Annotated in this window: 20 protein-coding genes and 1 riboswitch; of the genes, 11 read left to right on the forward strand and 9 right to left on the reverse strand. The window is 71.4% G+C overall.

Features of this window, described 5'->3' with window-relative positions; genetic code table 11:
• The first annotated feature begins 635 nt into the window (after window positions 1–635).
• Together ACIBM5_RS23655 and ACIBM5_RS23660 are read left to right on the forward strand one after the other, a co-directional pair.
• Window positions 636–1,838 (forward strand): CHAT domain-containing protein, encoded by a 1,203-nt coding sequence (locus tag ACIBM5_RS23655; RefSeq protein ID WP_396008634.1) that lies wholly within the window; start codon window positions 636–638, stop codon window positions 1,836–1,838.
• A gap of 898 nt (window positions 1,839–2,736) precedes the next feature.
• Window positions 2,737–2,877: riboswitch (TPP riboswitch) on the forward strand.
• Complete coding sequence (locus ACIBM5_RS23660; protein WP_396008635.1) at window positions 2,873–4,240, forward strand: purine-cytosine permease family protein; 1,368 nt, start codon at window positions 2,873–2,875, stop codon at window positions 4,238–4,240. (Overlaps the previous riboswitch by 5 nt.)
• 67 nt (window positions 4,241–4,307) lie before the next feature.
• On the opposite strand, the gene ACIBM5_RS23665 is transcribed toward ACIBM5_RS23660, so the two are convergent.
• The 5 genes from ACIBM5_RS23665 to ACIBM5_RS23685 form a co-directional block, all read right to left on the reverse strand.
• Window positions 4,308–6,926, reverse strand: a complete 2,619-nt coding sequence (locus ACIBM5_RS23665) for an MXAN_6230/SCO0854 family RING domain-containing protein (protein ID WP_396008636.1) — start codon at window positions 6,924–6,926, stop codon at window positions 4,308–4,310.
• 394 nt (window positions 6,927–7,320) lie between these two features.
• A complete protein-coding gene (locus tag ACIBM5_RS23670; protein WP_396008637.1) occupies window positions 7,321–8,130 on the reverse strand; it encodes an amino acid ABC transporter permease in 810 nt (269 codons plus the stop codon).
• Window positions 8,127–8,771, reverse strand: coding sequence for an amino acid ABC transporter permease (locus ACIBM5_RS23675; RefSeq protein ID WP_391587453.1), 645 nt, complete (start codon window positions 8,769–8,771; stop codon window positions 8,127–8,129). The genes ACIBM5_RS23670 and ACIBM5_RS23675 overlap by 4 nt, the downstream gene beginning before the upstream one ends.
• Window positions 8,772–8,786: 15 nt before the next feature.
• Window positions 8,787–9,851 carry a glutamate ABC transporter substrate-binding protein gene (locus ACIBM5_RS23680; protein WP_396008638.1) on the reverse strand — a complete coding sequence of 355 codons (1,065 nt, stop codon included), beginning with the start codon at window positions 9,849–9,851 and terminating at the stop codon, window positions 8,787–8,789.
• 13 nt (window positions 9,852–9,864) lie between these two features.
• The gene (locus tag ACIBM5_RS23685) at window positions 9,865–10,611 is read right to left on the reverse strand and encodes an amino acid ABC transporter ATP-binding protein (RefSeq protein WP_391587451.1); all 747 of its coding nucleotides are present in this window, start codon (window positions 10,609–10,611) and stop codon (window positions 9,865–9,867) included.
• Window positions 10,612–10,906: 295 nt separating this feature from the next.
• Between ACIBM5_RS23685 and ACIBM5_RS23690 the strand changes: the two genes are divergently transcribed.
• The 4 genes from ACIBM5_RS23690 (at window position 10,907) to ACIBM5_RS23705 (ending at window position 12,860) form a co-directional block, all read left to right on the forward strand.
• Window positions 10,907–11,113 (forward strand): DUF2191 domain-containing protein, encoded by a 207-nt coding sequence (locus tag ACIBM5_RS23690; protein WP_391587450.1) that lies wholly within the window; start codon window positions 10,907–10,909, stop codon window positions 11,111–11,113.
• 300 nt (window positions 11,114–11,413) lie between these two features.
• Window positions 11,414–11,800: a hypothetical protein gene (locus ACIBM5_RS23695; protein ID WP_396008639.1), complete on the forward strand. Its 387-nt coding sequence runs from the start codon at window positions 11,414–11,416 to the stop codon at window positions 11,798–11,800.
• 64 nt (window positions 11,801–11,864) lie between these two features.
• Window positions 11,865–12,206, forward strand: coding sequence for a VOC family protein (locus ACIBM5_RS23700; protein WP_396008640.1), 342 nt, complete (start codon window positions 11,865–11,867; stop codon window positions 12,204–12,206).
• Between the two features lie 96 nt (window positions 12,207–12,302).
• Window positions 12,303–12,860, forward strand: a complete 558-nt coding sequence (locus ACIBM5_RS23705; protein WP_396008641.1) for a DUF4291 domain-containing protein — start codon at window positions 12,303–12,305, stop codon at window positions 12,858–12,860.
• Window positions 12,861–12,938: 78 nt separating this feature from the next.
• Here the strand turns inward: ACIBM5_RS23705 and ACIBM5_RS23710 are convergent, their stop codons facing one another.
• Window positions 12,939–13,730 (reverse strand): SDR family NAD(P)-dependent oxidoreductase, encoded by a 792-nt coding sequence (locus ACIBM5_RS23710; RefSeq protein ID WP_396008642.1) that lies wholly within the window; start codon window positions 13,728–13,730, stop codon window positions 12,939–12,941.
• 271 nt (window positions 13,731–14,001) lie between these two features.
• On the opposite strand from ACIBM5_RS23710, the gene ACIBM5_RS23715 reads away from it, so the two are divergent.
• The gene (locus tag ACIBM5_RS23715) at window positions 14,002–14,661 is read left to right on the forward strand and encodes a TetR family transcriptional regulator (RefSeq protein WP_396008643.1); all 660 of its coding nucleotides are present in this window, start codon (window positions 14,002–14,004) and stop codon (window positions 14,659–14,661) included.
• 156 nt (window positions 14,662–14,817) lie between these two features.
• Here ACIBM5_RS23715 and ACIBM5_RS23720 read toward each other — a convergent pair whose 3' ends face one another.
• The 3 genes from ACIBM5_RS23720 to ACIBM5_RS23730 all read right to left on the reverse strand — a co-directional run bounded on the left by ACIBM5_RS23720 (window position 14,818) and on the right by ACIBM5_RS23730 (window position 17,587).
• Complete coding sequence (locus ACIBM5_RS23720) at window positions 14,818–15,288, reverse strand: hypothetical protein (RefSeq protein ID WP_396008644.1); 471 nt, start codon at window positions 15,286–15,288, stop codon at window positions 14,818–14,820.
• A 215-nt stretch (window positions 15,289–15,503) separates the two neighbouring features.
• Window positions 15,504–16,742, reverse strand: a complete 1,239-nt coding sequence (locus ACIBM5_RS23725) for a sensor histidine kinase (RefSeq protein WP_396008645.1) — start codon at window positions 16,740–16,742, stop codon at window positions 15,504–15,506.
• 191 nt (window positions 16,743–16,933) lie between these two features.
• Complete coding sequence (locus ACIBM5_RS23730) at window positions 16,934–17,587, reverse strand: response regulator transcription factor (RefSeq protein WP_396008646.1); 654 nt, start codon at window positions 17,585–17,587, stop codon at window positions 16,934–16,936.
• 215 nt (window positions 17,588–17,802) lie between these two features.
• On the opposite strand from ACIBM5_RS23730, the gene ACIBM5_RS23735 reads away from it, so the two are divergent.
• From ACIBM5_RS23735 to ACIBM5_RS23750, 4 genes are read left to right on the forward strand one after another with little or no spacing between them, the layout of a single operon-like run.
• Window positions 17,803–18,384 carry a hypothetical protein gene (locus tag ACIBM5_RS23735; protein WP_396008647.1) on the forward strand — a complete coding sequence of 194 codons (582 nt, stop codon included), beginning with the start codon at window positions 17,803–17,805 and terminating at the stop codon, window positions 18,382–18,384.
• 10 nt (window positions 18,385–18,394) lie between these two features.
• Complete coding sequence (locus tag ACIBM5_RS23740; RefSeq protein ID WP_396008648.1) at window positions 18,395–19,762, forward strand: peptidoglycan-binding protein; 1,368 nt, start codon at window positions 18,395–18,397, stop codon at window positions 19,760–19,762.
• Window positions 19,759–20,526, forward strand: coding sequence for an ABC transporter ATP-binding protein (locus ACIBM5_RS23745; protein WP_396008649.1), 768 nt, complete (start codon window positions 19,759–19,761; stop codon window positions 20,524–20,526). Before ACIBM5_RS23740 ends, ACIBM5_RS23745 begins: the two co-directional genes overlap by 4 nt.
• The gene (locus ACIBM5_RS23750; RefSeq protein WP_391587439.1) at window positions 20,523–21,761 is read left to right on the forward strand and encodes an ABC transporter permease; all 1,239 of its coding nucleotides are present in this window, start codon (window positions 20,523–20,525) and stop codon (window positions 21,759–21,761) included. The genes ACIBM5_RS23745 and ACIBM5_RS23750 overlap by 4 nt, the downstream gene beginning before the upstream one ends.
• Window positions 21,762–21,908 lie beyond the last annotated feature (147 nt).

The following is a 21,908-nucleotide window of genomic DNA, read 5'->3' on the forward strand; positions in this document are numbered from 1 at the left end:
TTTGACGGCGGCGGGGGTGAACGGTGATGGCGGTGGGGTTCCGTGACGGCGGCGGTGAAGCGGGGCGGTGCGGCGCCGGGCGGAGTGGGGCGGTGCGACGGGGCGACTCGTCGTGATACGGCCGGAGCGGTCCGGGCGCGGCGACGCGGTGCGGGCCGGCGGCTTGGGGTGATTCGGGCGAGGCGGCCCGAGTCGGGGGAGCGGCATCCCTGGGCAGGCGGCGCGGCTCGGTACGACCGGGTGGGTCGGCAGGCGTGGTGATTTCGGTGGGGTGGGAGGAGCCGGGCAAGGTGACGCCGGGATGGTGCGAGCCGGGTAAGGCGACGCCGGGAAGCGGGCGGCAGGGTTCGAGTTCGGCTTCGATCCGGAGGGTCGGCTCGGGCCGGTCGACCAAGTGCTCACGCCCGACTCGTCATGTTTCCGGACATGTTGATTCGGGGCCGGATGGCGCGAGCCGGCACGACGTAGACGCGGCGGCCGACCGGGGCGTGAGCCGGTGGGGAGCCGGTGGGGGAGTCGGGCGCACGGGGGTGGGGAAGTCCCGGCGCGCTCCCGGGGTGATCTTCGGCCGCGATCGCGGTGAGGGGTGCTTCCCACCCCGGTACCGTGGTCCCGGCGAGCGGGCGCTAGCGGGGGTGAGCGTGGAGGACGTCGACGCGGAGACGCGGCGGGCGTGGGAACGGGGCGAGCGCGGGCGGGCACGGTGTGCCGAAGCGCTGGCCGCGGAGTCGACGGACGAGGGTCCGGACGCCGTGCGCGAGTTGTTCGCGGAAGCGATCGAGTTGCTGACGGACGCGCTCGGCGCGCTGGAGGTTGCCGATACACGCTGGCCGGAATTCGCCTATGCGGCGGGTATCGCGTACGCCGCGAGCGCGGCGACCACCGACGGCCGGCCGGCCTGGGATCAGGCGCGGATCTGCTTCCGGCGCGCACATCGGACCGCACCGGCGGACGCCCACCTGTTCCGGGCCGCCGCGCAGGTGGCCTCGGCCCGGGTCGGCCTCGACCCGCGCGGCACGCCGTGGCGCACCCTGCTCGACCCGCCGCCTGCCGCCGAGATCGCCGCCGCACTCGGCCGACTCGGCAGCGACGCGCTGGTGCAACTCGTGCCGGGCGCCGCAGTGTTGACCGATGCCGACGGCACGACGCGGGTGCTCGACCTGCCCGAACTCGACTACGGCCTGGACCTGGCCGGAGGCGACCGGGAGAACTGGGCCGACATGCTCGATGCGCTGGGCGAATGGGTCTGGACCACGGTGATGGAACCGGTACTGACCGCGGTGCCCGGCTCGTTCGGCCGCGCGCCGTCCCTGGTCCTGCTGCCCGCCGGACCGTTCGGCATGGTGCCGTGGCACGCGGCCTGGACACTCGTGGACGGCCGCCGCCGGCATGCGCTCCAGAACGCGCAGATCTCGTACATCGGCGCGCCGCGCCTGCTGTGCGAGGTCGCGGCGCGGCCGGCGAGCGCGCGGGCCCGGCGGTATCCGATCGAGATCGGGCGGGCCGCCGGCGACCCGATCGCGTTCGTGCCGGCCGGCGGTCACGACGAGACCTGGCGGGTGGGCGCCGAGTACCTGGCGGCGGGCACCCACACGGTGGTGTCGACGTTGTGGCCGGTGGACGAGACGACCACCGCGCTGGTGCTGTACATGGCCCACCACTACCTCGACCGTCGTGACCTGCCACCGGCCCAGGCCGTCCGCACGGCGCAGTTGTGGCTGCGCGACCCCAAGCGCGGAATCCCCGCCGCGATGCCGGCCGAACTGGCCGCCCGAGCCCGCGCGATCGCCCCCGACGACATGACCGCCTGGCCGGCATTCACCCACTCGGGCTGGTGAGCCCCCACCCGATCCGGCGAGCCGCACTCACACGAAGCGGCGTCGTCCCCCCACTCGCGGTGGCGCGTCCACGCCCGCTCGTGGTGGTGCGTTCCGGTCGGACCGCGCGCCTCGCCCGCCCGCGGTGGTGCGTCCTGCCTGTGAGTGATCGGGCGCCTCGCGCCGTCGTGGTAGGGCGTTCCGCTCGGATCGCGCGGCTTGCCCGTTCGCGGTGGTGCGTCCTGCCCGTGAGTGATCGGGCGCCTCGCGCCGTCGTGGTGGTGCGTTCCGCTCGGACCGCGTGCCTTACCCGTTCGCGGTGGTGCGTCCTGCCTGTGAGTGATCGGGCGCCTCGCGCCGTCGTGGTGGGGCGTTCCGCTCGGACCGCGTGGCTTGCCCGCTCGCGGTGGTGCATCTCGCCCGTGAGCGATCGGGCGCCATGCCCGCTCGTGGTTATGCGTCCCGCTCGGACCGCGGGCCTCGTCCGCTCGCGGTGGTGCGTCTCGCCTGGAGGTGATCGCGCGTCTCACCGGTCACGGCGGTGCTCGGGCCCGAACGCAACCGCCTGCCTGGCCCATTCGCGGTGGCGCGTCTCGCCCACACCCGACCGCCCACCCCGCCCACGCGTGACGACGGCCTGTTGTCGCCGGGGGAGCGCCCACCTCGCTCACGCGTGACGACGGCCTGTTGTCGCCGGGGGAGCGCCCACCTCGCTCACGCGTGACGACGGCCCGTGGTCGCCGGGGGAGCGCCTACCCTGCTCACGCGTGACGACGGCCCGTCATCGCCGGGGGAGCGCCTCGCGGTCGGGCGCGTGGCGATGGCACGTGACGGCGCCCGGCGATCGCTCGGCGAGCCGTCCCCGGGCTCGTTTTGGCACCCCGCCTTCCCAAGGGGGTCGCGTGGCGCGTACTGTTCGCCACGCCATCGCGGGAGCTCGGACCAACCGGGCTGAGAGGGCGGCATGGGGTGTCGGCGACGAGCCGGCGCGTCCGGGGCCACCGACCGCTTGAACCTGTCCGGGTAATGCCGGCGTAGGGAGAGCAGGTAGAGCCATGTCGGCTCCGGTCATCGACGACGCACGCCCCGAGGTGCCGCACGGCGGCGCCGAGGCGCCCCTGATCCTGGACACCGCACCGCCGCGCACCCTCGGGTTCCGCGACCAGGCGGCGTTCTGGGCCAACCTCGGTGTGAGCCTGCTCGGCTTCTCCGGCGCGCTGTACGTGCTGGCCCCGGCGGGGTATCCGCAACTGTCGATGGTCGCCGCGATCGTCGCGGCCGTCGGCGGCACGCTGATCGGCACCCTCATGGTCGCGGTCGCCGGCATCCCCGGTGCGCGCAGCGGTGCGCCCGCGATGACCGTGCTGCGTGGCCTGTTCGGCACGAAGATCTCGTACGTGCCGACGGTGTTCAACATCGTCCAGTGCATCGGCTGGGGCACCTTCGAGCTGTTGGTGATCTCGATCGGCATCGAGGCGATGACCGACGGTGACGGCCCGCACTGGCTGTACATCGTCGCCGCCGGCACGGTCACCACGGCGATGACGCTGCGCCCGCTGGGCATGCTGCGGATCCTGCGCCGCTACGTGACGGTCGCGGTGGGCATCGCGATGCTCTACTTCTCGGTCCAGCTGTGGCGCGAGGGCCTGCCGCCGATGACCGAGGGTTCGTGGTCCGGGTTCTTCCCGGCGATGGACGCGGCGCTCGCGGTCGCGGTCTCCTGGGTGCCGCTCGCGTCCGACTACACCCGCCACTCGCGCGGTACCAAGCCCGCGTTCTGGGCCGCGCTGAGCGGATTCTCGATCACCAGCATCTGGTGCTACCTGCTCGGTCTGGTCGCCCTCGCCCAGGTGGGCGGCGACCCGGACAAGATCTTCGACTCGTTCCTGGGTGTCACCGCCGGCTGGGTCTTCTTCGCCGTCCTGGTCGTGCGCGAGGTGGACCAGAGCTTCGCCAACGTCTACAGCACCGCGATGTCCATCCAGAACCTCGCGCCGCGCGTGGACCGCCGGGTGTTGTGCCTGGGTGTGGGTGCGCTGGTCACCGCGTTCGCGCTGATGGTGAACGACTTCGACACCTACGCGAGCTTCCTGTCGCTGATCGGCTCGATCTTCATCCCGCTGCTGGGCGTGCTCGCGGTGGACCTGTTCGTCGGGCGCGGGCGGGCCGGCTGGGACCTGGGCGACCACGCGCCGGCCCGCTGGGTGATGATCGCGCCGTGGGCGCTGGGCTTTTGCATGTACCAGCTGATCAACCCGGGTTCGGTCGAGTGGTGGGCGACGTTCTGGGGCCACATCCAGGACGCGCTGCACATCCACGCGCAGGCGTGGACCTCGGCCTCGCTGTTCTCGTTCGCGCTCGCGGGCGCGACCGCGTACCTCGCGGTCGCGTGGGACCGGCGGCGGGCGGTCGCGGCGCGTTGAGGCGAGCCCGCGGGAGTCGACCACATCGACGCCGCCGGCGACGCTCGGCGGCGGCTGGGCCGGCGGCCTACTCCGTCGGGGCCAAGGCCGAAGCCAGGTCCGGCGCCGACCAGCGCCGCATCTCGGCGGGTGCGGTGTCGGCGGGGCCCGGGTAGAGGCGGTACAGGGTGCCCCCGCCGGTGATCGGGATGTCACCGTGGACCAGGGCCACGAACGCGCGGCCGGCGGCGAGTTCCCCGCCCGCGTCGAGGACGGCCGCGGTACCGCCGACGCCGTCGCGCAGGCGGGCCGCGAAGGCGTCGGCGTCCTCGTCGGCGCCCCGGCGGTACTCGGTGACCTCCCCCGCCCGCCGACCGCGGATCAGTACCCGGTCGGTGGTCGCGGCGGCGATGATCCGGGCCAGGTCGCCGAGCGTGGCCCGGCCTCCAGGGGCGAAGTGGATGCGCAGGTCGCGGGCCAGTTCGGCGAGGCGATCGGTGTGCCGGAAGACGTTGTGCAGGCCGTCCTGGCCGGACAGGTTCAGGTCGGTCCACTGGGCGGTGCCTGCGGCCAGGTCGACGGTCATCGGGACGCAGATCCGGGCGTCGCCCGCGAGGTCGAAGCGCTGCCGGACCGCGCTCGGGTCGAACGTGCGCCCGGCGGCCACCGCGTCCAGGTCCTGGAAGCCGGCGAACGCGTCGAGCAGGTCGTCGAACGCCACGTCGTTGTAGCTGAAGACGACCACGACGGCGTACCGGACGTCCTGCGCGGCCAGCTTGGCGATGTCCAGATCCACGAACTCGGTCGCGCCGTGCGGTGCGGGCGCCGAGGTGAAGTCACCCGAGTGCACCATCGCGCGGTCCGGGCCGTAGACCAGGTTCGTGTAGTCGCACAGCCCGAGGTATTCCCAATTCGCGTCGTACAGCGCGATCGACAGGTCCAGGTCGACCCGCTGGTGCGCGGCCTGCATCCAGTGCAGGAACAGCCGGATCCGACCGCCGCGCGGCATCGGCTGGGTGCTCCCGCGCGGGATCGCGACCAGCGCCTTTGCGGTGGAGTGTTCGGCGAACGGCGCGATCAGGTCGTCCAGTCCGGCATCCAGAAGCGCGACCTCGTGCCGCGGCAACTCCAGCGCCCGGCGTGTCAGTTCCCGCTCGATGAGGGCGCAGACCGGGGCGCTGAGCGCGACCGGGACGGGCGCGCCCGGGTCGTTGCGCGCGTATGCTCCCGCGACGCTGCCGCGCGGGAACCACACCCGCCGTTCCCCCGCCGTGCGTTCGGCCCGCAGCCGACCCCACGCGCCGAGCAGCGGTCCGGGGCCGACCCGGCGCAGCACGCCCGGCAGCGCGGCGACGAGCTCGGCGGGCAGCGAGGTTTCGCCGCTGCCGGCCCGAACCCGGAGCAGGTGGTGCAGCCGGCGCACCAGCTCACCGGGACGCCGGACCAGCAGCTCGGTCGCGCCGGCCGTGTCGCCGGCCGCGAGCCGCGTTTCGACCCGGGACGCGAAGGTGCGCACCACGATCCGGTCCGCCACGACCGTCACCGCGTCGCCGTGTGCCTCGGCGGCGAGCAGCAGGGCGGGCCCGGACCGATGGGCCTGCGGGTCGGTGCCACGCAGCGCCGCGAACGCGAGCGCGGCGGTGGGATACGCGCCGATGTAGTCGAAGGGGTGCAGCAGTTCGCCCGCGCGCAGCCACGCCTGGCGATGCCGGTGCAGGTCCTCGTACACGTGCTCCAGCGGGAGCCCGTCCAGCACCGCGAGCAGCGTGCGGCGCAGTCGACGCGGCACCGTGCGCAGCCGAGGCGGGGTGAGTAGATCGGGATGGGCGCCCGACCAGGCCCACAACACCCGCAGCACGTCGGTCGCGGTGTCCAGCCGGCCGGCGGGCAGGTGGTCGGGAAGCAGGCCGGCGAGGACGACGGCCTTGCTTTCGCGCACCGGGATCTCGGTGGGCAACCACCGCTCGGCGTCGGTCGGCGCATGGGCGGCGAGCAGGATCAGATCGTGCCGATCCTGCGGCCCGAGCGGGGTGCGTCGAGCGAGCAGGGCCAGCAGTTCGCCGAGGGCGTCCGCCTCGCGGTCGACGCCGAGCCGAAGCGGCGCCAGGGTGCCGGTGAGCGGGACGAGCATGTCCGCGGTCCGGTTGCCGGCCGGGGTCAGATGCGGCTTGCGCACGCGGATCGGCTCGGCGCACACGGGACATGCGCGCAACTCCTCGACCGGTGCGCACGTCGAGCACAGCAGGTGCGCGCAGGGCGCGAGTGCGCCGATGTCGCCGGCCCGGCCGCAGATCGCGCAGGGCTGGTTCGGTTGGTTGAGCAGGAACGCCCGGATCCGGGTGGAGTAGCGCGCCTGCGCGTAGTTCGGCACCTGCGCCGGGAAGCCGGCGAACAGCGGCCGGTGCCGGCGGTCGTTGCCCAGCCGGGCATCCAACCGGGCCAGCAGCCGCATTCCGTGCGTGGCCAGATCCACCGGCCGCAGGCCCGCCAGCGCGGTCCGCAACGGTGCGGTCAGCACATGGCCGCGCTGCACCAGGTCCGCTTCCAGCGCGGCGATCCCGCGGGTGTTCACGCCCACCCGGTCCGGACCGACCACCCGCTTCGCGTCGACATACACGCTCGCGAGTCGGCGCACCAGCAGGCCGTCGAGATCATCGGCCGCCGTGCTCGTATCGACGCGAACGACGCTGCGCACGCCACCACTCATGGACCGGTTTCCCCCGAAGAAAAGACGAAGCGAGGGCGGAGAGTGGGCGCGCTGTCTGTTATCGAAGAGTGAGAAGGAAGCACACCGCGGAGCCGCCCCCGCACGCCGAGCCTAGTGCCGCGCCCGGCAACGTTCACCCCGTCGCGGCGCCCGGCACGGCACCTCGCCGCCCCGCCGAAACGTCCGAGTACTCCAGTACGAGAACGTTCCGGCGCGACACCGATGCACCGCACCGAACACCGCGACGGGGCAAACGTTGCCGGGCGCGACCCTAGCGCGTCGAACGGCCCGCCATCGAAGGGTTATTTCGGCGGCGAGCCGAACTCGGGCCGCGACCCGCGACCTTGGTCGGCGCCCGGGGCCCGCGCGCGTGGTCGGGCGTGGTCAGGCGTGGTCAGGCGGACCTGTGCCGGCGTCTGCCGCTGCTCTCCAGGTAGCGGGCCAGGCCGGAGAGAAGCATGCACATGCCGATGTAGATCGGTGCGATCACGATGACGACCGGGATGAACGGCAGGCTGTAGTCGAGGTTGGTGGCGATCTGCTTGCCGGCGTAGAGGAATTCCTCGTAGGAGATCAGGTAGCCCAGCGAGGTGTCCTTGAGGGTGACCACCAACTGGCTGATGATCGTGGGCAACATGGTGCGGACCGCCTGCGGGATCAGGATGTACACCATGACCGCGGTCTTGCGCATGCCCAGCGCGTAGGCCGCCTCGCGCTGGCCCTTGGGGACCGCGTTGACGCCACCGCGGAAGACCTCGGCCAGGACCGATCCGTTGTACAGGGTCAGTCCGCAGATCAACGCCAGTCGGGGTTCGACCTTCATCGCGATGAAGATGAAGAAGATCATCACCAGCACCGGCATGGCCCGGAAGAACTCCACCACCAGGCCCGAGAACCAGCGGACCACCCGGTGTTCGGAGAGCCGGCCGGCCGCGAACACGGCGCCGAAGGCCAGCGAGAGCACCGCCGCCCACGCGAAGACCTGGAGGGTGTGCCCCAGGCCGCGGAGCAACAGCTTCTGCACGCCCACGTATTCGAACGGCGCCCACTTGTCGTGGGCGAACTGGTCGGTGTCGAACAGCTTGTAGACCACCCACGCCAGCACACCGAGCAACAGCACGGTGACGATCAGGCCGTACGTGCGGTGTCGGGCCAGGGCCTTGGGCCCGGGGACGTCGTACAGCGCCGAAGTCTCGATGCTCATCGGGCCACCTCCAGGCGCTTCTCCAGGAAGCGGAACAGGGCACTGATGGACAGCGTGATGATCAGGTAGCCGATCGCGATCCACATGAACGTGATGACGATGTCGTAGCCGAGTTCGTTGAGCGTGCGGTATGTGCCCAGCAGTTCGACGACGCTGAACGAACCGGCGATCGCGGTGTTCTTGGCGAGCGCGATCAGCGTGCTGCCCACCGGCGGGATCACCGCGCGCACCGCCTGCGGCAACACGATCAGGTTGAGCGTCTGACCGAAGTTCATCCCCAGACTGCGGGCCGCCTCGCCCTGGCCGACCGGCACGGTGTTGATGCCCGCGCGGACCGCTTCGCAGATGAACGCCGAGGTGTAGCAACCCAGAGCGAGCACCGCGAGGGTGAAGAACGGGAGCACCACGCCGAATCGCGGCAGACCCAGCACGACGGCGAAGAACAGGAGGGTGAGCGGGGTGTTGCGGAGCACGGTGACCCACACGCCGCCGAGCATGCGCAGCGGCCGGACCGGGGAGACCCGGCACCCGGCCATCAGCACCCCGAGCCCGAGCGCGATCGCCGAGGCGACCAGGGTGAGTTCGAGCGTGCCCACGAAGCCCTTGCGGAACAGGGTGAAGTTGTCGAGCAGGACATTCATCGTCGACTCCCTCCGCTAGTACCGGTCCACCGGCGGCGGCTGGGGAGCCGGTACGCCGGAGAGGCCGAGGGTCGAGTCGTAGGCGCGCTTCCAGTCGCCGTTCTGTTCGTGCGCGACGATCGCGTCGTCGAGCGCGAGGCGGAAGTTGCGGTCCCCGCGCGGCACCCCGATTCCGTACGGCTCCTTCGAGAACGGCTCCCCGGCGAGCCGGAGTTGGTCGGGCACCTTGGCGGCGTAGCCCTTGAGGATGGTGTCGTCGGTGGTGACGGCGTCGACCTGAAGACTGATCAGGTTGTCCACACAGACCGAATAGCTGTCGTAGGCCACGGCGGTGGCCTTGGGGTAGTCGGCGACCAGGCGCTGGTACGGAGTGGACCCGGCGACCGAGCAGACCTTCTTGCCGGCCAGGTCCTGCGGCCCGTTGATGTCCTTGTCGTTCTTGCGGACCAGCAGCGCCTGACCGGCCAGGTAGTACGGGCCGGCGAAGCCGACCAGCTTCTTGCGGTTGTCGTTGATCGTGTAGGTCCCGACGTAGTAGTCGACTTCGCCGTTCTGCAAGGACGTCTCGCGGTTGGCGGAGGTGATCGTCTTGAACTCGATCCGGTCCGCCGGGAAGCCCAGGGAGGCGGCCATCATCTTGGCGATCTCGACGTCGAAACCCGAGTAGTAGCCGGTCGCCGGGTCCTGCTGCGCGACATAGGGCTGGTCGGCCTTGGTGCCGACGACCAGTCGCCCGCGCGACTTGGCCGAGCGGAAGGTGGGCGAGTCGATGTCGACGTCGGTGGCCACCTGATAGGACGGCAGGTCCTTGGCCTTGGGGCCCTTGGGCGGGGGAGTGCCGGACTTGCCGCACCCGGCGAGCAGCAGGGCGGCGAGGAGGAGGGCGAGCAGGGCCGCGGGCCGGGACGAGTCGCCTCGTAGCGTGTTTTCTCGGAACGCACCTTTTCGGGACGTGTTTCCTCCGGCCGTGTTTCGGAGGGCGGCGGCGGTGTGGGCGCGATCGCGGGTGCGGGTGCGGGTGCGGGTGCGGGTGCGGTTTCGGCTGCGGGTACGGGTTTGGGTCCGGTTTCGGGTGCGCATGTCCGATCCCCCGTCAGTGCTTGAGGATCTTGGACAGGAAGTCCTTGGCCCGGTCGGTCTCCGGGTGGTCGAAGAAGTCCTCGGGTCTGCGCGACTCCATGATTCGGCCGTCCGCCATGAACACCACACGATTGGCCGCCGAGCGGGCGAAGCCCATCTCGTGCGTGACCACGACCATCGTCATGCCCTCGACCGCGAGCGTGCGCATGACCTCCAGGACCTCGTTGATCATCTCCGGGTCGAGCGCGGACGTCGGCTCGTCGAACAACATCACCTTGGGGTCCATCGCCAACGACCGGGCGATGGCGACCCGTTGCTGCTGACCGCCGGAGAGTTGCGCCGGATACTTGGGCGCCTGGTCGGCGAGGCCGACCCGGTCCAGGAGTTCGCGGGCCCTCTTCTCCGCCTCGGCCTTGCTGCGCTTGCGTACCTTGATCTGGGCCAGGGTCAGGTTGTCCAGCACGGTCTTGTGCGCGAACAGGTTGAAGGACTGGAACACCATGCCGACCTCGGAGCGCAGCCGGGCCAGTCCACGACCCTCGGCGGGCAGCGGCCGGCCGTCGATGGTGATGCTGCCGGAGTCGATCGTCTCCAACCGGTTGATCGTGCGACAGAGCGTCGACTTGCCGGAGCCCGAGGGGCCGATCAGGACGACCACCTCGTTGCGGGACACCGTCAGGTCGATGTCGCGCAGAACGTGCAGCGACCCGAAGTGCTTGTTCACGCCGGAGAGGACGACGAGTGGGTCTTCCGAGGTCACAGGTATCCGACTCGCCTTCGACGTGGGGGCAGGGGCCGTGCGCAAGCGCACATGCCGGGTGCATGGACCTCGGCGGGTCGATTCAGTCGCGCCGGCACCGCCAACCCCTCTAACGGCCGATAGAGTCCCCTCGCGCGGGTGACACGTGTGCGGTCGCCGGGCGGGCGGTCGGTCGGGTGCGTGGATCCGGGCGCGTCACCGGCTCGGTGTGCGGACCCGTCCGCGGATCGGTGCGCGGATCTCGCGCCGGCGGGCGTGGGTTCGGACGGAGCGGGTCGAGTCGAGGGAGTCGTCGATGGCCAAGGTCAACATCAGTCTGGACGCGAACGTCGTGATCGAGGTCATGGTCCTGTCCGGCGTGCGCAACGCCCAGGACGCGATCGAGGCGATCGTGCTCGACTACATCGCCCGCGGCCACCGCACCGAGGCACTGACCGGCAACGTCGAGGACCACCGACGCACGATCGAGGAGCGGGAGCAGCGCAACCCCGTCATCGAGTAGCCGGCCCGGACCGCCTCCGGTGGGGCCTCCCGGCTCGACCCTGTTTCCGGTGGTCGCCACGCCGGCCCGCCCGCGCGGGCCGCGTCGTGCGCCGCCGGCAGGTGGGGGCGTACGGTGCCCGGGGGATCGAGTGGTGGGCGCGCGGAGTTCCGAGAGGCTCGGCGCGTTGCACCGGCACACGTCGCGGTTCGCGTTGTTCCGAGCCGCTGTACCGGGCCGGAGGGCGCTGCGCGAGAATGGCCGGTGACACGTGTGACGCGGAGCCACGGGTCGGGTCGTTGGGGGACGGGGTGGGTACGCATGCGGTTGTGGTTGTCCTATTTCGCGTTCATGTCCTCGGTGGGTCTGACGAACCGCACCAGCGACATCTGGCGAAGTGCGCGCGCGGCCGACGACATCGTGTCGGCGTTCCGCGCGTTGCCGCTGAGTGACCCGGCTCGGCGCGGGCTGGTACGGGCGATGGCGCTGGTGGCGATCCAGATGTGGTGCCTGTCCATCGTGATCGCGGTATCGCCGTGGTTCGCGGCGGAGGACGAGAGCCCGGCGGCGTTCTGGGGTTACCTGTCGATGGTCGCGATCGTGGTCCTGCTGGCCGTCGCGGTGATCGAGGCGACGGTGATCCTGTTCAACCGGCCGCGCAACCTGGTGGCGCCGCACATGCGGGCGGAGCGCGGCGTACTGCGCTGAGGTGCGGAGTGGGGCGGGCAGGGGCCTGCGGGGGAGGCCCGACCCGGTGCGGAAGACTGTGCGCATGACGATCACATCGGTGACAGTGCGTCGACATGTGCCCGACCTGGACGCGGCGATCGTGTTCTACGAGCGGCTGAGCGGCGAACCGGCGAATCGATTCGCCTTTGCCGGGCTGGAGTTGGCGGCCATCGGGCCGTTCCTGGTGTTCACCGGCCCGGACGAGCCGGCGGCCCGCTTCGCCGCGGTGGCCGCCACCCTCGGCGTCGAGGACCTGGACGCGACGATCGCCGATCTGACCGCCCACGGCGCCACCTCGATCGCCCCGCCGACGCCCACGCCGAACGGCCGCCGCGCGGTCCTGCGCCACCCGGACGGCGCGGTCTTCGAATACGTCGGCACCTGAGCGCCGCCCGACTTCCGGGCCGCCGTCGGGTTCGGCCCGAGAGCGGCCCGGAAAATGCGTGGCTCGGGGGGCGGGGGCCTGGCAGCGTGACGCGGCATGGTGATGTCGCGGCAGGTTCGGGCCGATTTCGATGCCGCGTCGTTGGTGGTGTACCAGGCGTATGCGCCGGCCATCGCCGAACCGGCGTTGCGGGAGGGGCGGTTCGTGGCGCCGTTCTCGTTCGGGCGGATGACGTGGGTCAAGCCGTCGTTCCGCTGGCTGATGCATCGCAGCGATTGGGGCCGGAAGGCGGGCCAGGAACGGGTGTTGGCCGTGCGGATCAGCCGGTCGGGGTTCGAGCACGCGCTCGGGAGGGCGGTGTCGACCGAGGGATCGGTGGCGGGCGCGGCGGTGCACGTGCAGTGGGATCCGGAACGGTCCCTGCGTGGCGCGGCGTTGAACCACTACAGCATCCAGGTCGGGATCGGGCGCGAGCTGATTCGCACCTTCAACGACGAGTGGATCGTCGGCATCACCGACCTGACGCCGTTGGTGCGGCGGGTGGCAGGGCTGCTCAAGGACGGCCGCGCGGCACAGGCACAGCGGTTGTTGCCGGCGGAGAAGCCGTATCCGCTGCCTGCGCCTCTCGCCCGGCGGGTGGGCGCGGACGGTTGAGGGGCCCTGGCGTGGTGGGCCCATGGGGGGTGTGGCCCGGGTACGCGGTTGGGTGAGCGCGCGCGTACCCGGGGGCCGTCAGGCGTGTGTGCCGCCGTCCACCCGGATTTCGGTGCCGGTGATGAAGGCGCCGTCGTCGGAGGCGAGCATGGCGATGACGCCGGCGATGGCGTCGGGACCGGCCATCGGGGCGCCGCCGGATTCGAGGTCGGTGGCCAGGATGGGGGAGAGCTTGGCGAACAGCTCCCAGTCGGTGTCCGCCGGGAGGTAACCCGAAGTCGCGTCGGTGATACCGGACTTGATGCTACCCGGGGCGACGTTGACGGCACGTAGACCCTGCTTGCCGTATTCCAGGGCGAGGGCGTGTGTGAAGGACTGGATGCCGCCCTTGCTCGCCGCGTAGGCCGCCATGTACGGGTGCGCGAAGGCCGCCGAGGTCGAGCTGAAGTTGACGACGACGCCGTTGCCGGTGGCCAGGAGGGCGGGCAGCGCCTCGCGCGTCACCAGGAACGTGCCGGTGAGGTTGACCGTGATGATCCGGTTCCACATGTCGAGCGAGGTCAGGTGGGTGTGCTCGGCGCGCAGGATGCCGGCGGCGTTGACCAGCACGTCGAGGCCGCCGAGTTCGGTGACGGCGGTACGGACGCCTTCGGCTACGGAGGTCTCGTCGGCGATGTCGACCACGAGGGTGGTGAGGCGCTCGGCGGTGCCTTCCTTCGTGGCGAGGTCGCGGGTGCCGGCGAGGCCGTCGGGGACCACGTCGGCCGCGACGACCCGGCCGCCTTCGCGGAGCAGCCGTAGGGCCGTCGCCTGGCCGATGCCGGAGCCGGCGCCGGTGACCAGGATGCGGCGGGTGTCGAAGCGGTTCATGCGAGTCCTTCTTTCCGGGCGGGTGGGTCGGGGTCGTTCCCGTTCTTGCACGCTACGCCTAACGTGCACGTTGTGCCATTAATTCCTTGAGGGTCATTAGACTGGGCTGATGGATGCTGCTGCGGTCGGTTCGGATTCGGTCGGCTCGGACCCGGTGGGCCCGGTTGATTCGGTGGATTCCGTTGATTCGGTGGATTCGGTGGCTTCGGATGCGGTGGGTTCGGATCGGGTGGCTCGGCGTGGGGGGTCTGCTCGGGTCGGGCGGCCGTCGTTGACGGAGCGGCGGAAGGCCGATACCCGGACCGAGGTGTCGCGGGCGGCGATCCGGTTGTTCGCGGAGCGCGGGTTCGACGAGACGACCGTGGAGGACATCGCGGAGGCCTCCGGAATGGCGCTGCGGACCTTCTACCGCTACTTCCGGAGCAAGGAGGAGACCGTCGCGCCGGTGTTGTCGGCCGGGATTGCGGACTGGGTGGAGCGGCTGGCGGCGTGTGATCCGGCGGTCGGCCTGCTGGAGGCGATGACCACCAGTTATCGCGCGGCGATGCGGCATGCGCGGGAGGTGGACGGGGTGGACGACGCGCAATTGCGGGTCGTGCTGCGGACCGCGGACGGGCATCCGGCATTGCGGGCGGTGTGGTTGGGGGTGCACCACGACTGCGAGGAGCGGTTGCGGCCGGTGATCGCGGCGCGGGTGGGCGCGGTGGACGCGGCGCGCGCGGGGGCGGCGGAGGCGGTGGAGGTGGACGGGCTCGCGGTGGACCTGGCTGCGGGTGTGGCGAACGTTGCGGTTCGGGTGGCGATGCGGCGGTGGGCGGCGGAGGGGACGGGCGATGCCGCGGACCGGGTGGCCGACGCGTTGTTGCGGGTCGCCGACGGGTGTTGGCCTCAGTCGCCGGCCGGGCTTGGCCTCAAGCGCCGGCCGGGCTGATTGGACCCGGCCTCCGGCCGAGGTGGCCTCAAACGCCGGCCGGGCTGGATGTGGTGTTGGCGTGCGTTGGTCGTTGGTTGTTTTGGGGTGGCCTCAAGCGCCGGCCGGGCTGGATTTGGTGTTGGTGTGTTGGCTGTTGGTTGTCTTGGGGTGGCTTCAGGTGCCGGCCGGGTGGGTGGTGGGGTTCTCCGGGTGGAGTGAGAAGGCTCGTAGGACGAGTGCCGTTTCCATGGCGCACAGGGCCACGCCGAGGGTCACGTGCGCGGCGAGTGAGCTGTGCAGGCCCAGGGCGGTTTGGGTGAAGGTGGCGAGCAGAATGCCGACGGTGGCCTTCGGCGGCCACGTCAGACCGCGGTTGCGGCGCCACACCAGGACGGCGGCCACGACCTGAAGGAACACCAGGAACTCGAAGACGTAGGCGTTGAAGCCGTGCGGGTCGATCGAATCGACGTCGCCGTTCAGCAGCATCCCGGCGAGCAGCCCCTGCACCAAGGTCTCGAGGCAGGCGAGGGCGGCCACGACCCGCAGCAGGGTCACCGCGCCACGACCGTGCACCACCCGGGCCGGCACGACCAACGTGCCCGCCCCGGCGTGGGAGGGCGCACCCTCGGAAGTGGTGTCGTGCATCGAATTCCCCATCTCGTTCGGCTCTCGGCGTCGTGCCCTGACGAACACGAGACGCCGGCGACCCGTCGCCCGTAACAGTCGTGGCCGTGTGACATGGGCCACCGATCGGGCGGTGTCACGGAACGGCGGGGTTCGGCGTCCGGTGCGTGGAGCAGTGCAGGGAACCGGTGCGGACAGGGCGGCCCGAGGCCGCCCGTCCGCCGGGCCGCGTGGCCTCAAGTGCCGGGCGGGCCGATGGGTTGGAGTGCCGGGCGGGCCCGATCCCGGGGCTCGGCCGGTGTTCGGCGTTGGTTCGGGTCGTGGGGTGCGGGGGGAGGTTTGGGGAGGGCTATGGCTATGGTGAGGCCGCCGTGACGGTTGGCCGTTGTGGTGATGTGGGCCGCGTGGGCGTGCACGATGGCTTGGACAATGGAGAGGCCCAGGCCGGAGCCCTGGGCGGAGCCCGTGCGGTTGGGGCGGAAACGGCGGAAGGGCTCGAAGAGTTCGGGGATGCGGCCGGCGGGGATGACCGGGCCGGTGTTGCGGACGCGGAGGGAACCGGCCGAGACGCCGACCGTGACGAAGCCGCCCGCGTGGTTGTGGCGTACCGCGTTCTCGACCAGGTTGGTGATCAGTTGGCGCAGCAGCAGCGGGTCGCCGGACACCATGCTGCCGGCGAGGTTCGCGTCGATCCGGATGCCGGCCTGATCGGCCGCGGGCCGGGTCTGCCGGAGCACGTCGGCGGTCAGCTCGTCCAGCGCGACCGGCGATGCCCGGACGTTGCCGCGCTCGCTCACCGCCAGGTTCAGCAGCCCGTCGATCAGGCGCTCGGTGCGCCGATTCAGCGCCAGCAGTTGTTCGCGCGTCTCGACGACGTCCTGCGGCGAGTGCGGGTCGGCCAGGCCGATCTCGATCGCCGTGCGTTGGATCGTGAGCGGCGTGCGCAATTCGTGTGAGGCGTTGGCGACGAACAACCGCCGGCTGTCGAAGGATTTCTCCAGTCGATCGAGCATCCCGTCGAAGGTGTCGGCGAGTTGCTTGAGTTCGTCGTCCGGCCCGGGCATCGCGATCCGCTCGTGCAGGTTGTGTTCGGACAACCGGCGCGCCGTCGCGGTGATTTTGTGCACCGGGCGCAACACTCGGCCGGACATCCACCAGCCGACCAGGATCGACGCCGCGGCCAGAAGCAGCAGCGCCGCGCCGAGCACGGTCAGCAGTTGACTCATCGTCACGTCCTGGCCGACATCGGTGGCCCGACGGATCGAGTCGGCGGGGATCACGGTGATCTGGGCCGCGCCCGGTACGGTGGGCTGGGCGGGTACTGCCCGGCCCGTGACGTTCTGGTTCTGGTCGTAGCCGTACGGGGAATCCGCCGCGAACGTCCTCGCCATCGCCACCGGCAACTGCTGGGACAGACGTTGGTCGACGAACCAGTACACGATGCCCAGCAACACCGTGCCGACTACGAGCGACATGCCGCCGTACATCAGCGCGAGCCGGGCCCGCGCCGACGGTCGACGGAACAGCGCCCGGAGGATCAGCCGCCCGTCCGCGACCAGGCGGTTCGTACCGGCTGTCCTCGAGCTGTTCGTGGTGGTTGTCGCCCTGCGGCGGCGCCTCCCGGCCGCTGCCCCGGGGCCGCTCGTGCCGGGTCTGCGCAGGCCGCTCATATCAGGTATCCCGAGCCGGGCACGGTGCGGATGACCTGTGGGTCGCCGAGTTTGGCGCGCAGTTTGGACATGGTCACCCGCACGGTGTTGGAAAACGGATCGATGTTTTCATCCCACACCCGCTCCAGCAGTTCCTCGGCGCTGACCACCGCTCCGTCGGCCGCCATCAGGGTCGCGAGCACCGCGAACTCCTTGTGTGCGAGCCGGATGTACTCGCCGTTTCGGGTGACCTGACGCCGAGCGTTGTCCAGCACGATGCCGTGCTTCCTCAGCACCGGCGGTACGGCCGGCATGGCGCGCCGGCCCAGCGCCTGCACGCGGGCCAACAGCTCGGCGAACTCGAACGGCTTGGGCAGGTAGTCGTCCGCGCCCAGGCGCAGCCCGGCAACCCGCTCGGGGACCGTGCCGGCGGCGGTCAGCATCAGGATCCGGGTACGCATCCGACCGGCCACGACGGCCTGACAGACGTCGTCGCCGTGGGTGCCGGGCAGGTCACGGTCGAGGACCAGTACGTCGTAGTCGTTGACCGCGAGCCGCTCCAGCGCGCTGTCGCCGTCGTACGCGACGTCCACGGCGATCGCCGCCCTGCGTAGCCCTCGGGCGACCAGGTCGGCCAGCAGTTCCTCGTCCTCGGTCACCAGGACTCGCAAGGTCTCGTCGCTCCGCTTCGGGCCGGGGGGATGGGGGGTTTGCACACATCGGACCAACCCCACCGTTTATACGCGACCCCGTGTTAGCTCCGGATAACCAATTCGGGAGACGGCCGGGTAACCCGCCGCCGCGTAGACCTGCTGTCGTACCCCTCGCCCGCACGGCGACGGGTGACCACACGACCGACGGTGGACTACAGGCAGGAGCGGCAGTGATGACGAGGTTCGGGCGCACGGGATCGGGGCGGCCCTTGGCGCTCAGGGTGGCGGTCGGGGTGGTTCTCGCGAGCAGCCTCGCCTTGACGACGGCCGGATGCGGCGACGACGGCGGCTCGCCGAAGACCAAGGTGGCCTCGGGCGGCGGCAGCGGCGGCGCGAAGGCGGAGGGCAGCGGCGGCTCGGACTCGGGCAAGGGTGACGACGCCGAGCGCCGCGACCAGATGGTCAAGTTCGCAAGCTGTATGCGTGAGCACGGGATCGACATGCCCGACCCGGAGCCCGGTGAGGGCGGCGCGATGCGGATGGGAGCGGTGGCCGCGGACGAGGGGTCGTCGAAGACCGAGGACGCCATGAAGGCGTGCGAGAAGTTCCAGCCGAAGAGCGACTTCGACCCGAACGACCCCAAGTTCAAGGAGTGGCAGGCCAAGCACATGGACTGTCTGCGTGAGAACGGGGTGAACGTGGGCGACGCCGGCGCGGGCGGTGCGATGGTCACCATCGACGCGGGCGACGAGAAGGTCACCAAGGCGATGGATTTGTGCAACAAGAAGGTTCCGCCGCTGACGAAGAAGAAGTAGGGGCGGCCTCGTGGTTTCGATCGACACCCCACAGCAGTACGAGTACGACGGGGAGCCGGTGTCGGCTCCGGCCGAGCCGGACCGCACTGCCTACCCGCGCGAGCGTCGGCGCCGCCGTCGGCGTCGGGTCCTCGCCGCCGCTCTGGTGCTGGCCTCGGCGGGCGGCGCGGCGGCCGTACTGCTCTCCGACGGTGGCGACGGCTCCGATGCCTCCGCGAACCGTACGAAGCTGGACGCGGTCCCGGTGACCCGCGCGGACCTGGTCGACCGGCAGAACGTGGACGGCAAACTCGGATACGCCGGCACGTACTCCGTGAACGCGGCGGCGCCGGGGCCGGACAAGGAGACCCCGCCGGCCGGCGACGGCAAGAACAAACCGGAGGGCGGCGGCACTCCGGGGCCGAGTCGGAGCCCGGGCGGCGGATCCGCACCGGGTGCGGGCTCGGGCGGCGGGTCCGCCCCGGGTACCGGGGGTTCGGGCGGGGGCCAGGGCGGTTCGCTTCCGGACACCGGGAACAACGCGGGTCCCGGCACCATCACTTGGCTTCCCGGCGTGGGCGAAACCCTGGCGCGCGGCGATCGGGTGTACGGCCGCGACGGCACGAAGGTGCCGCTGTTCTACGGCGAGACGCCGTTCTGGCGGGCGCTGTCCGTCGGAGTCGACAAGGGCGTGGACGTACGGGAGTTGGAGCAGAATCTGCAGGCCCTGGGCTACGGCGGATTCACCGTGGACGAGAAGTTCACCGACGCGACCGCCACGGCGGTGAAGAAGTGGCAGAAGGACATGGGCCACAAGCAGACCGGCCGGTTCGATGCCGGAGACGCGGTGGTGTTGCCGGACTCGGTGCGGGTCAGCGAGGTCACCGCGGTTCTCGGCTCGACCTCGCAGGGACCGCTGCTCAAGGCGAGTGGCACCGGTCGTCGGGTCACGGTCAACCTGCCGGTCAACAAGCAGACGCTGGCGAGCAAGGGCGCCAAGGTGCAGGTCACCCTGCCCGGCGGCAAGACCGCCGGCGGCACCGTCACCCAGGTCGGCACGGTGGCCAAGGAGGGCGAATCGACCCCGGGCATGCCCCCCGGCGGGGACAAGGCCACCATCCCGGTCGACATCGCGCTCGACCAGCCCAAGGACGCCGGCACCCTGGACGGCGCGCCGGTCACCGTCGGCTTCACCGGCAAGGAGAAGAAGGGCGTGCTCACCGTCCCGGTCAATGCGCTGCTCGCGCTCACCGAGGGCGGCTACGGCGTCGAGGCGGTGGAACCGGACGGCAGCACCCGACTGCTGAAGGTCGAACTCGGAATGTTCGCCAACGGCCGGGTCGAGGTGACCGGCGACGGCGTGACCGAGGGCCTGAAGGTCGGGGTGCCCAAGGGATGAGGAGGCATCGCAGAGCGCCGCGCACGGCGGCCGAACCGGGGCCGCCCGGCGTCCGCGGCACGGTACCGGTGATCGAACTCGACGGCGTCGGCCGGTCCTACCCCGGCGGGGTGCGGGCCCTGATCGACGCGAACCTGACCATCGAGGCGGGCGAACTGCTCGCCGTGGTCGGGCCGTCCGGCTCCGGGAAGTCGACCATGCTCCAGTTGATGGGCACCCTGGATCGACCGACCGAGGGGGTGGTGCGGCTGCTCGGGCACGACATCGCCGGCCTGAAGGACCGTCAACTCTCCGGCGTGCGGGCGAACTGGATCGGTTTCGTTTTCCAGCAGTTCTTCCTCACCGAGCACTTCACCGCCGTGGACAACGTGGCCAACGGCCTCTACTACCACGGGATTCCGGTACGCGAGCGGCGTGAGCGCGCGGCCGACGCGCTGGCCCGGGTCGGGCTCGGCAGTCGGCTCGACCACGTCCCGCGCGAACTGTCCGGCGGTGAGCGTCAACGCGTCGCGATCGCCCGCGCGCTGGTCGCCCGGCCTGCGCTGGTACTGGCCGACGAGCCGACCGGAGCGCTCGATTCGCGCTCCGGGGCGACGGTGATGCGACTGCTGCACGAACTGCACGCGGACGGGACCACGATCGTGGTGATCACGCACGACCCCGGGATCGCCCGGTCGTTGCCGCGCCGGGTGGAGATCCTGGACGGCCGCATCCACGCGGACAGCGGAGTGTCGAGCGCGCTGCCGGCGGGGGTGCTCGGATGACGACGACGGATCAGGACACCCTTGCCGCCCGTCCGACGCCGGTGCCACTGCCGGACACCGCGCGGCTGGGACCGGTCGACGTGGTGCGGGTCGGCCTGCTCGGGGTACGCGGGCGGCCGATGCGCGCGATCCTGTCCGGCCTGGGCATCGCGATCGGGATCGCCGCGATGGTCGCGGTGCTGGGCATCGGTACGGCCAGCCAGGCCCGGTTGACGGACCAGATCCGGAGCCTGGGCACGAACATGCTCTCGGTCGGACCCGGCGACTCGATGTTCGGCGGCAAGGTGCCGCTGCCCGAGGACGCGGTGGACATGGTGCGCCGGATCGGCCCGGTGACGTCGGCCAGCGCCACCGCCCAGCTGGACGGCCGCAGCGTACGGCGCACCGACCGGATCGATCCACGCGTGACCAAGGGCATCACCGTGGCGGCCACCCGCGAGGACCTGCTCGACACGATCGGCGGCCGGGTGGCGAAGGGCCAGTGGTTCAACGCGGCCAACTCGCGCTATCCGACGGTCGTGCTCGGCGCCCGGGCGGCGGAGCTGCTCGGGGTCGACGGGCCGAACCGGCAGGTGTGGATCGGGGAGCGGTGGTTCACCGTGATCGGCGTCCTGGCCCCGGTGCCACTGGCGCCCGAGGTGGACCACTCCGCGCTGGTCGGCTGGTCGGCGGCGCGGGACCTGCTCGGCTTCGACGGGCACCCGACCAGGATCTACGAGCGCTCCGCCGAGGACGCGGTGGCCGACGTGCGCAACGTGCTTGCGGCGACGGCCAATCCGGCCGACCCCGCCGGGGTCAAGGTCAGCCGTCCCTCCGACGCGCTGGAGGCACAGCTTGCCGCCAAGAACACCTTCACCGGGCTGTTCGTGGGCCTGGGCGCGGTCGCGCTCCTGGTGGGCGGGGTCGGGGTGGCCAACACGATGGTCATCTCCGTGCTCGAACGCCGTCAGGAGATCGGCCTGCGCCGGGCGCTGGGTGCCGGGCGCGGCCAGATCCGCCTGCAGTTCCTGACCGAGGCGGTGACGCTGTCCGGCCTGGGCGGCGTGGCCGGCGTGGTTCTCGGACTGATCGTCACCAGCGGGTACGCCCGAGCCCAGGGTTGGCCACTGGTGCTGCCGTGGCCGGCCATCCTGGGCGGAGTCGCGGCATCGGTGGCGATCGGTGCGCTGGCCGGTCTCTACCCGGCCGGCCGAGCGGCACGGCTGCCACCGACCGAGGCACTCAGTTCGGGCTGAGGGCGGGCAAGGAGGCGAGGGGGGGGGGGGGGGGGGGGGGGGGGGGGGGGGGGGGGGGGGCGCCCCCCCCCCGCCCCCCCCCCCCCCGGCCCGCCCCCCCCCCCCCCCGCCCCCGGCGGGGAGGTGGTGAAGTTTGTATGTGAACGG

It is taken from the genome of Embleya sp. NPDC050493 (assembly GCF_044458105.1).
Lineage (GTDB): Bacteria > Actinomycetota > Actinomycetes > Streptomycetales > Streptomycetaceae > Embleya.

Coding starts and splice junctions, on each gene's coding strand:
- ACIBM5_RS23660 (WP_396008635.1), top strand. CDS start 2,873: ATGTCGGCTCCGGTCATCGACGACGCACGCCCCGAGGTGCCGCACGGC.
- ACIBM5_RS23665 (WP_396008636.1), bottom strand. CDS start 6,926: ATGAGTGGTGGCGTGCGCAGCGTCGTTCGCGTCGATACGAGCACGGCG.
- ACIBM5_RS23670 (WP_396008637.1), bottom strand. CDS start 8,130: ATGAGCATCGAGACTTCGGCGCTGTACGACGTCCCCGGGCCCAAGGCC.
- ACIBM5_RS23675 (WP_391587453.1), bottom strand. CDS start 8,771: ATGAATGTCCTGCTCGACAACTTCACCCTGTTCCGCAAGGGCTTCGTG.
- ACIBM5_RS23680 (WP_396008638.1), bottom strand. CDS start 9,851: ATGCGCACCCGAAACCGGACCCAAACCCGTACCCGCAGCCGAAACCGC.
- ACIBM5_RS23690 (WP_391587450.1), top strand. CDS start 10,907: ATGGCCAAGGTCAACATCAGTCTGGACGCGAACGTCGTGATCGAGGTC.
- ACIBM5_RS23695 (WP_396008639.1), top strand. CDS start 11,414: ATGCGGTTGTGGTTGTCCTATTTCGCGTTCATGTCCTCGGTGGGTCTG.
- ACIBM5_RS23700 (WP_396008640.1), top strand. CDS start 11,865: ATGACGATCACATCGGTGACAGTGCGTCGACATGTGCCCGACCTGGAC.
- ACIBM5_RS23705 (WP_396008641.1), top strand. CDS start 12,303: ATGGTGATGTCGCGGCAGGTTCGGGCCGATTTCGATGCCGCGTCGTTG.
- ACIBM5_RS23710 (WP_396008642.1), bottom strand. CDS start 13,730: ATGAACCGCTTCGACACCCGCCGCATCCTGGTCACCGGCGCCGGCTCC.
- ACIBM5_RS23720 (WP_396008644.1), bottom strand. CDS start 15,288: ATGCACGACACCACTTCCGAGGGTGCGCCCTCCCACGCCGGGGCGGGC.
- ACIBM5_RS23725 (WP_396008645.1), bottom strand. CDS start 16,742: ATGTCGCTCGTAGTCGGCACGGTGTTGCTGGGCATCGTGTACTGGTTC.
- ACIBM5_RS23735 (WP_396008647.1), top strand. CDS start 17,803: ATGACGAGGTTCGGGCGCACGGGATCGGGGCGGCCCTTGGCGCTCAGG.
- ACIBM5_RS23745 (WP_396008649.1), top strand. CDS start 19,759: ATGAGGAGGCATCGCAGAGCGCCGCGCACGGCGGCCGAACCGGGGCCG.
- ACIBM5_RS23750 (WP_391587439.1), top strand. CDS start 20,523: ATGACGACGACGGATCAGGACACCCTTGCCGCCCGTCCGACGCCGGTG.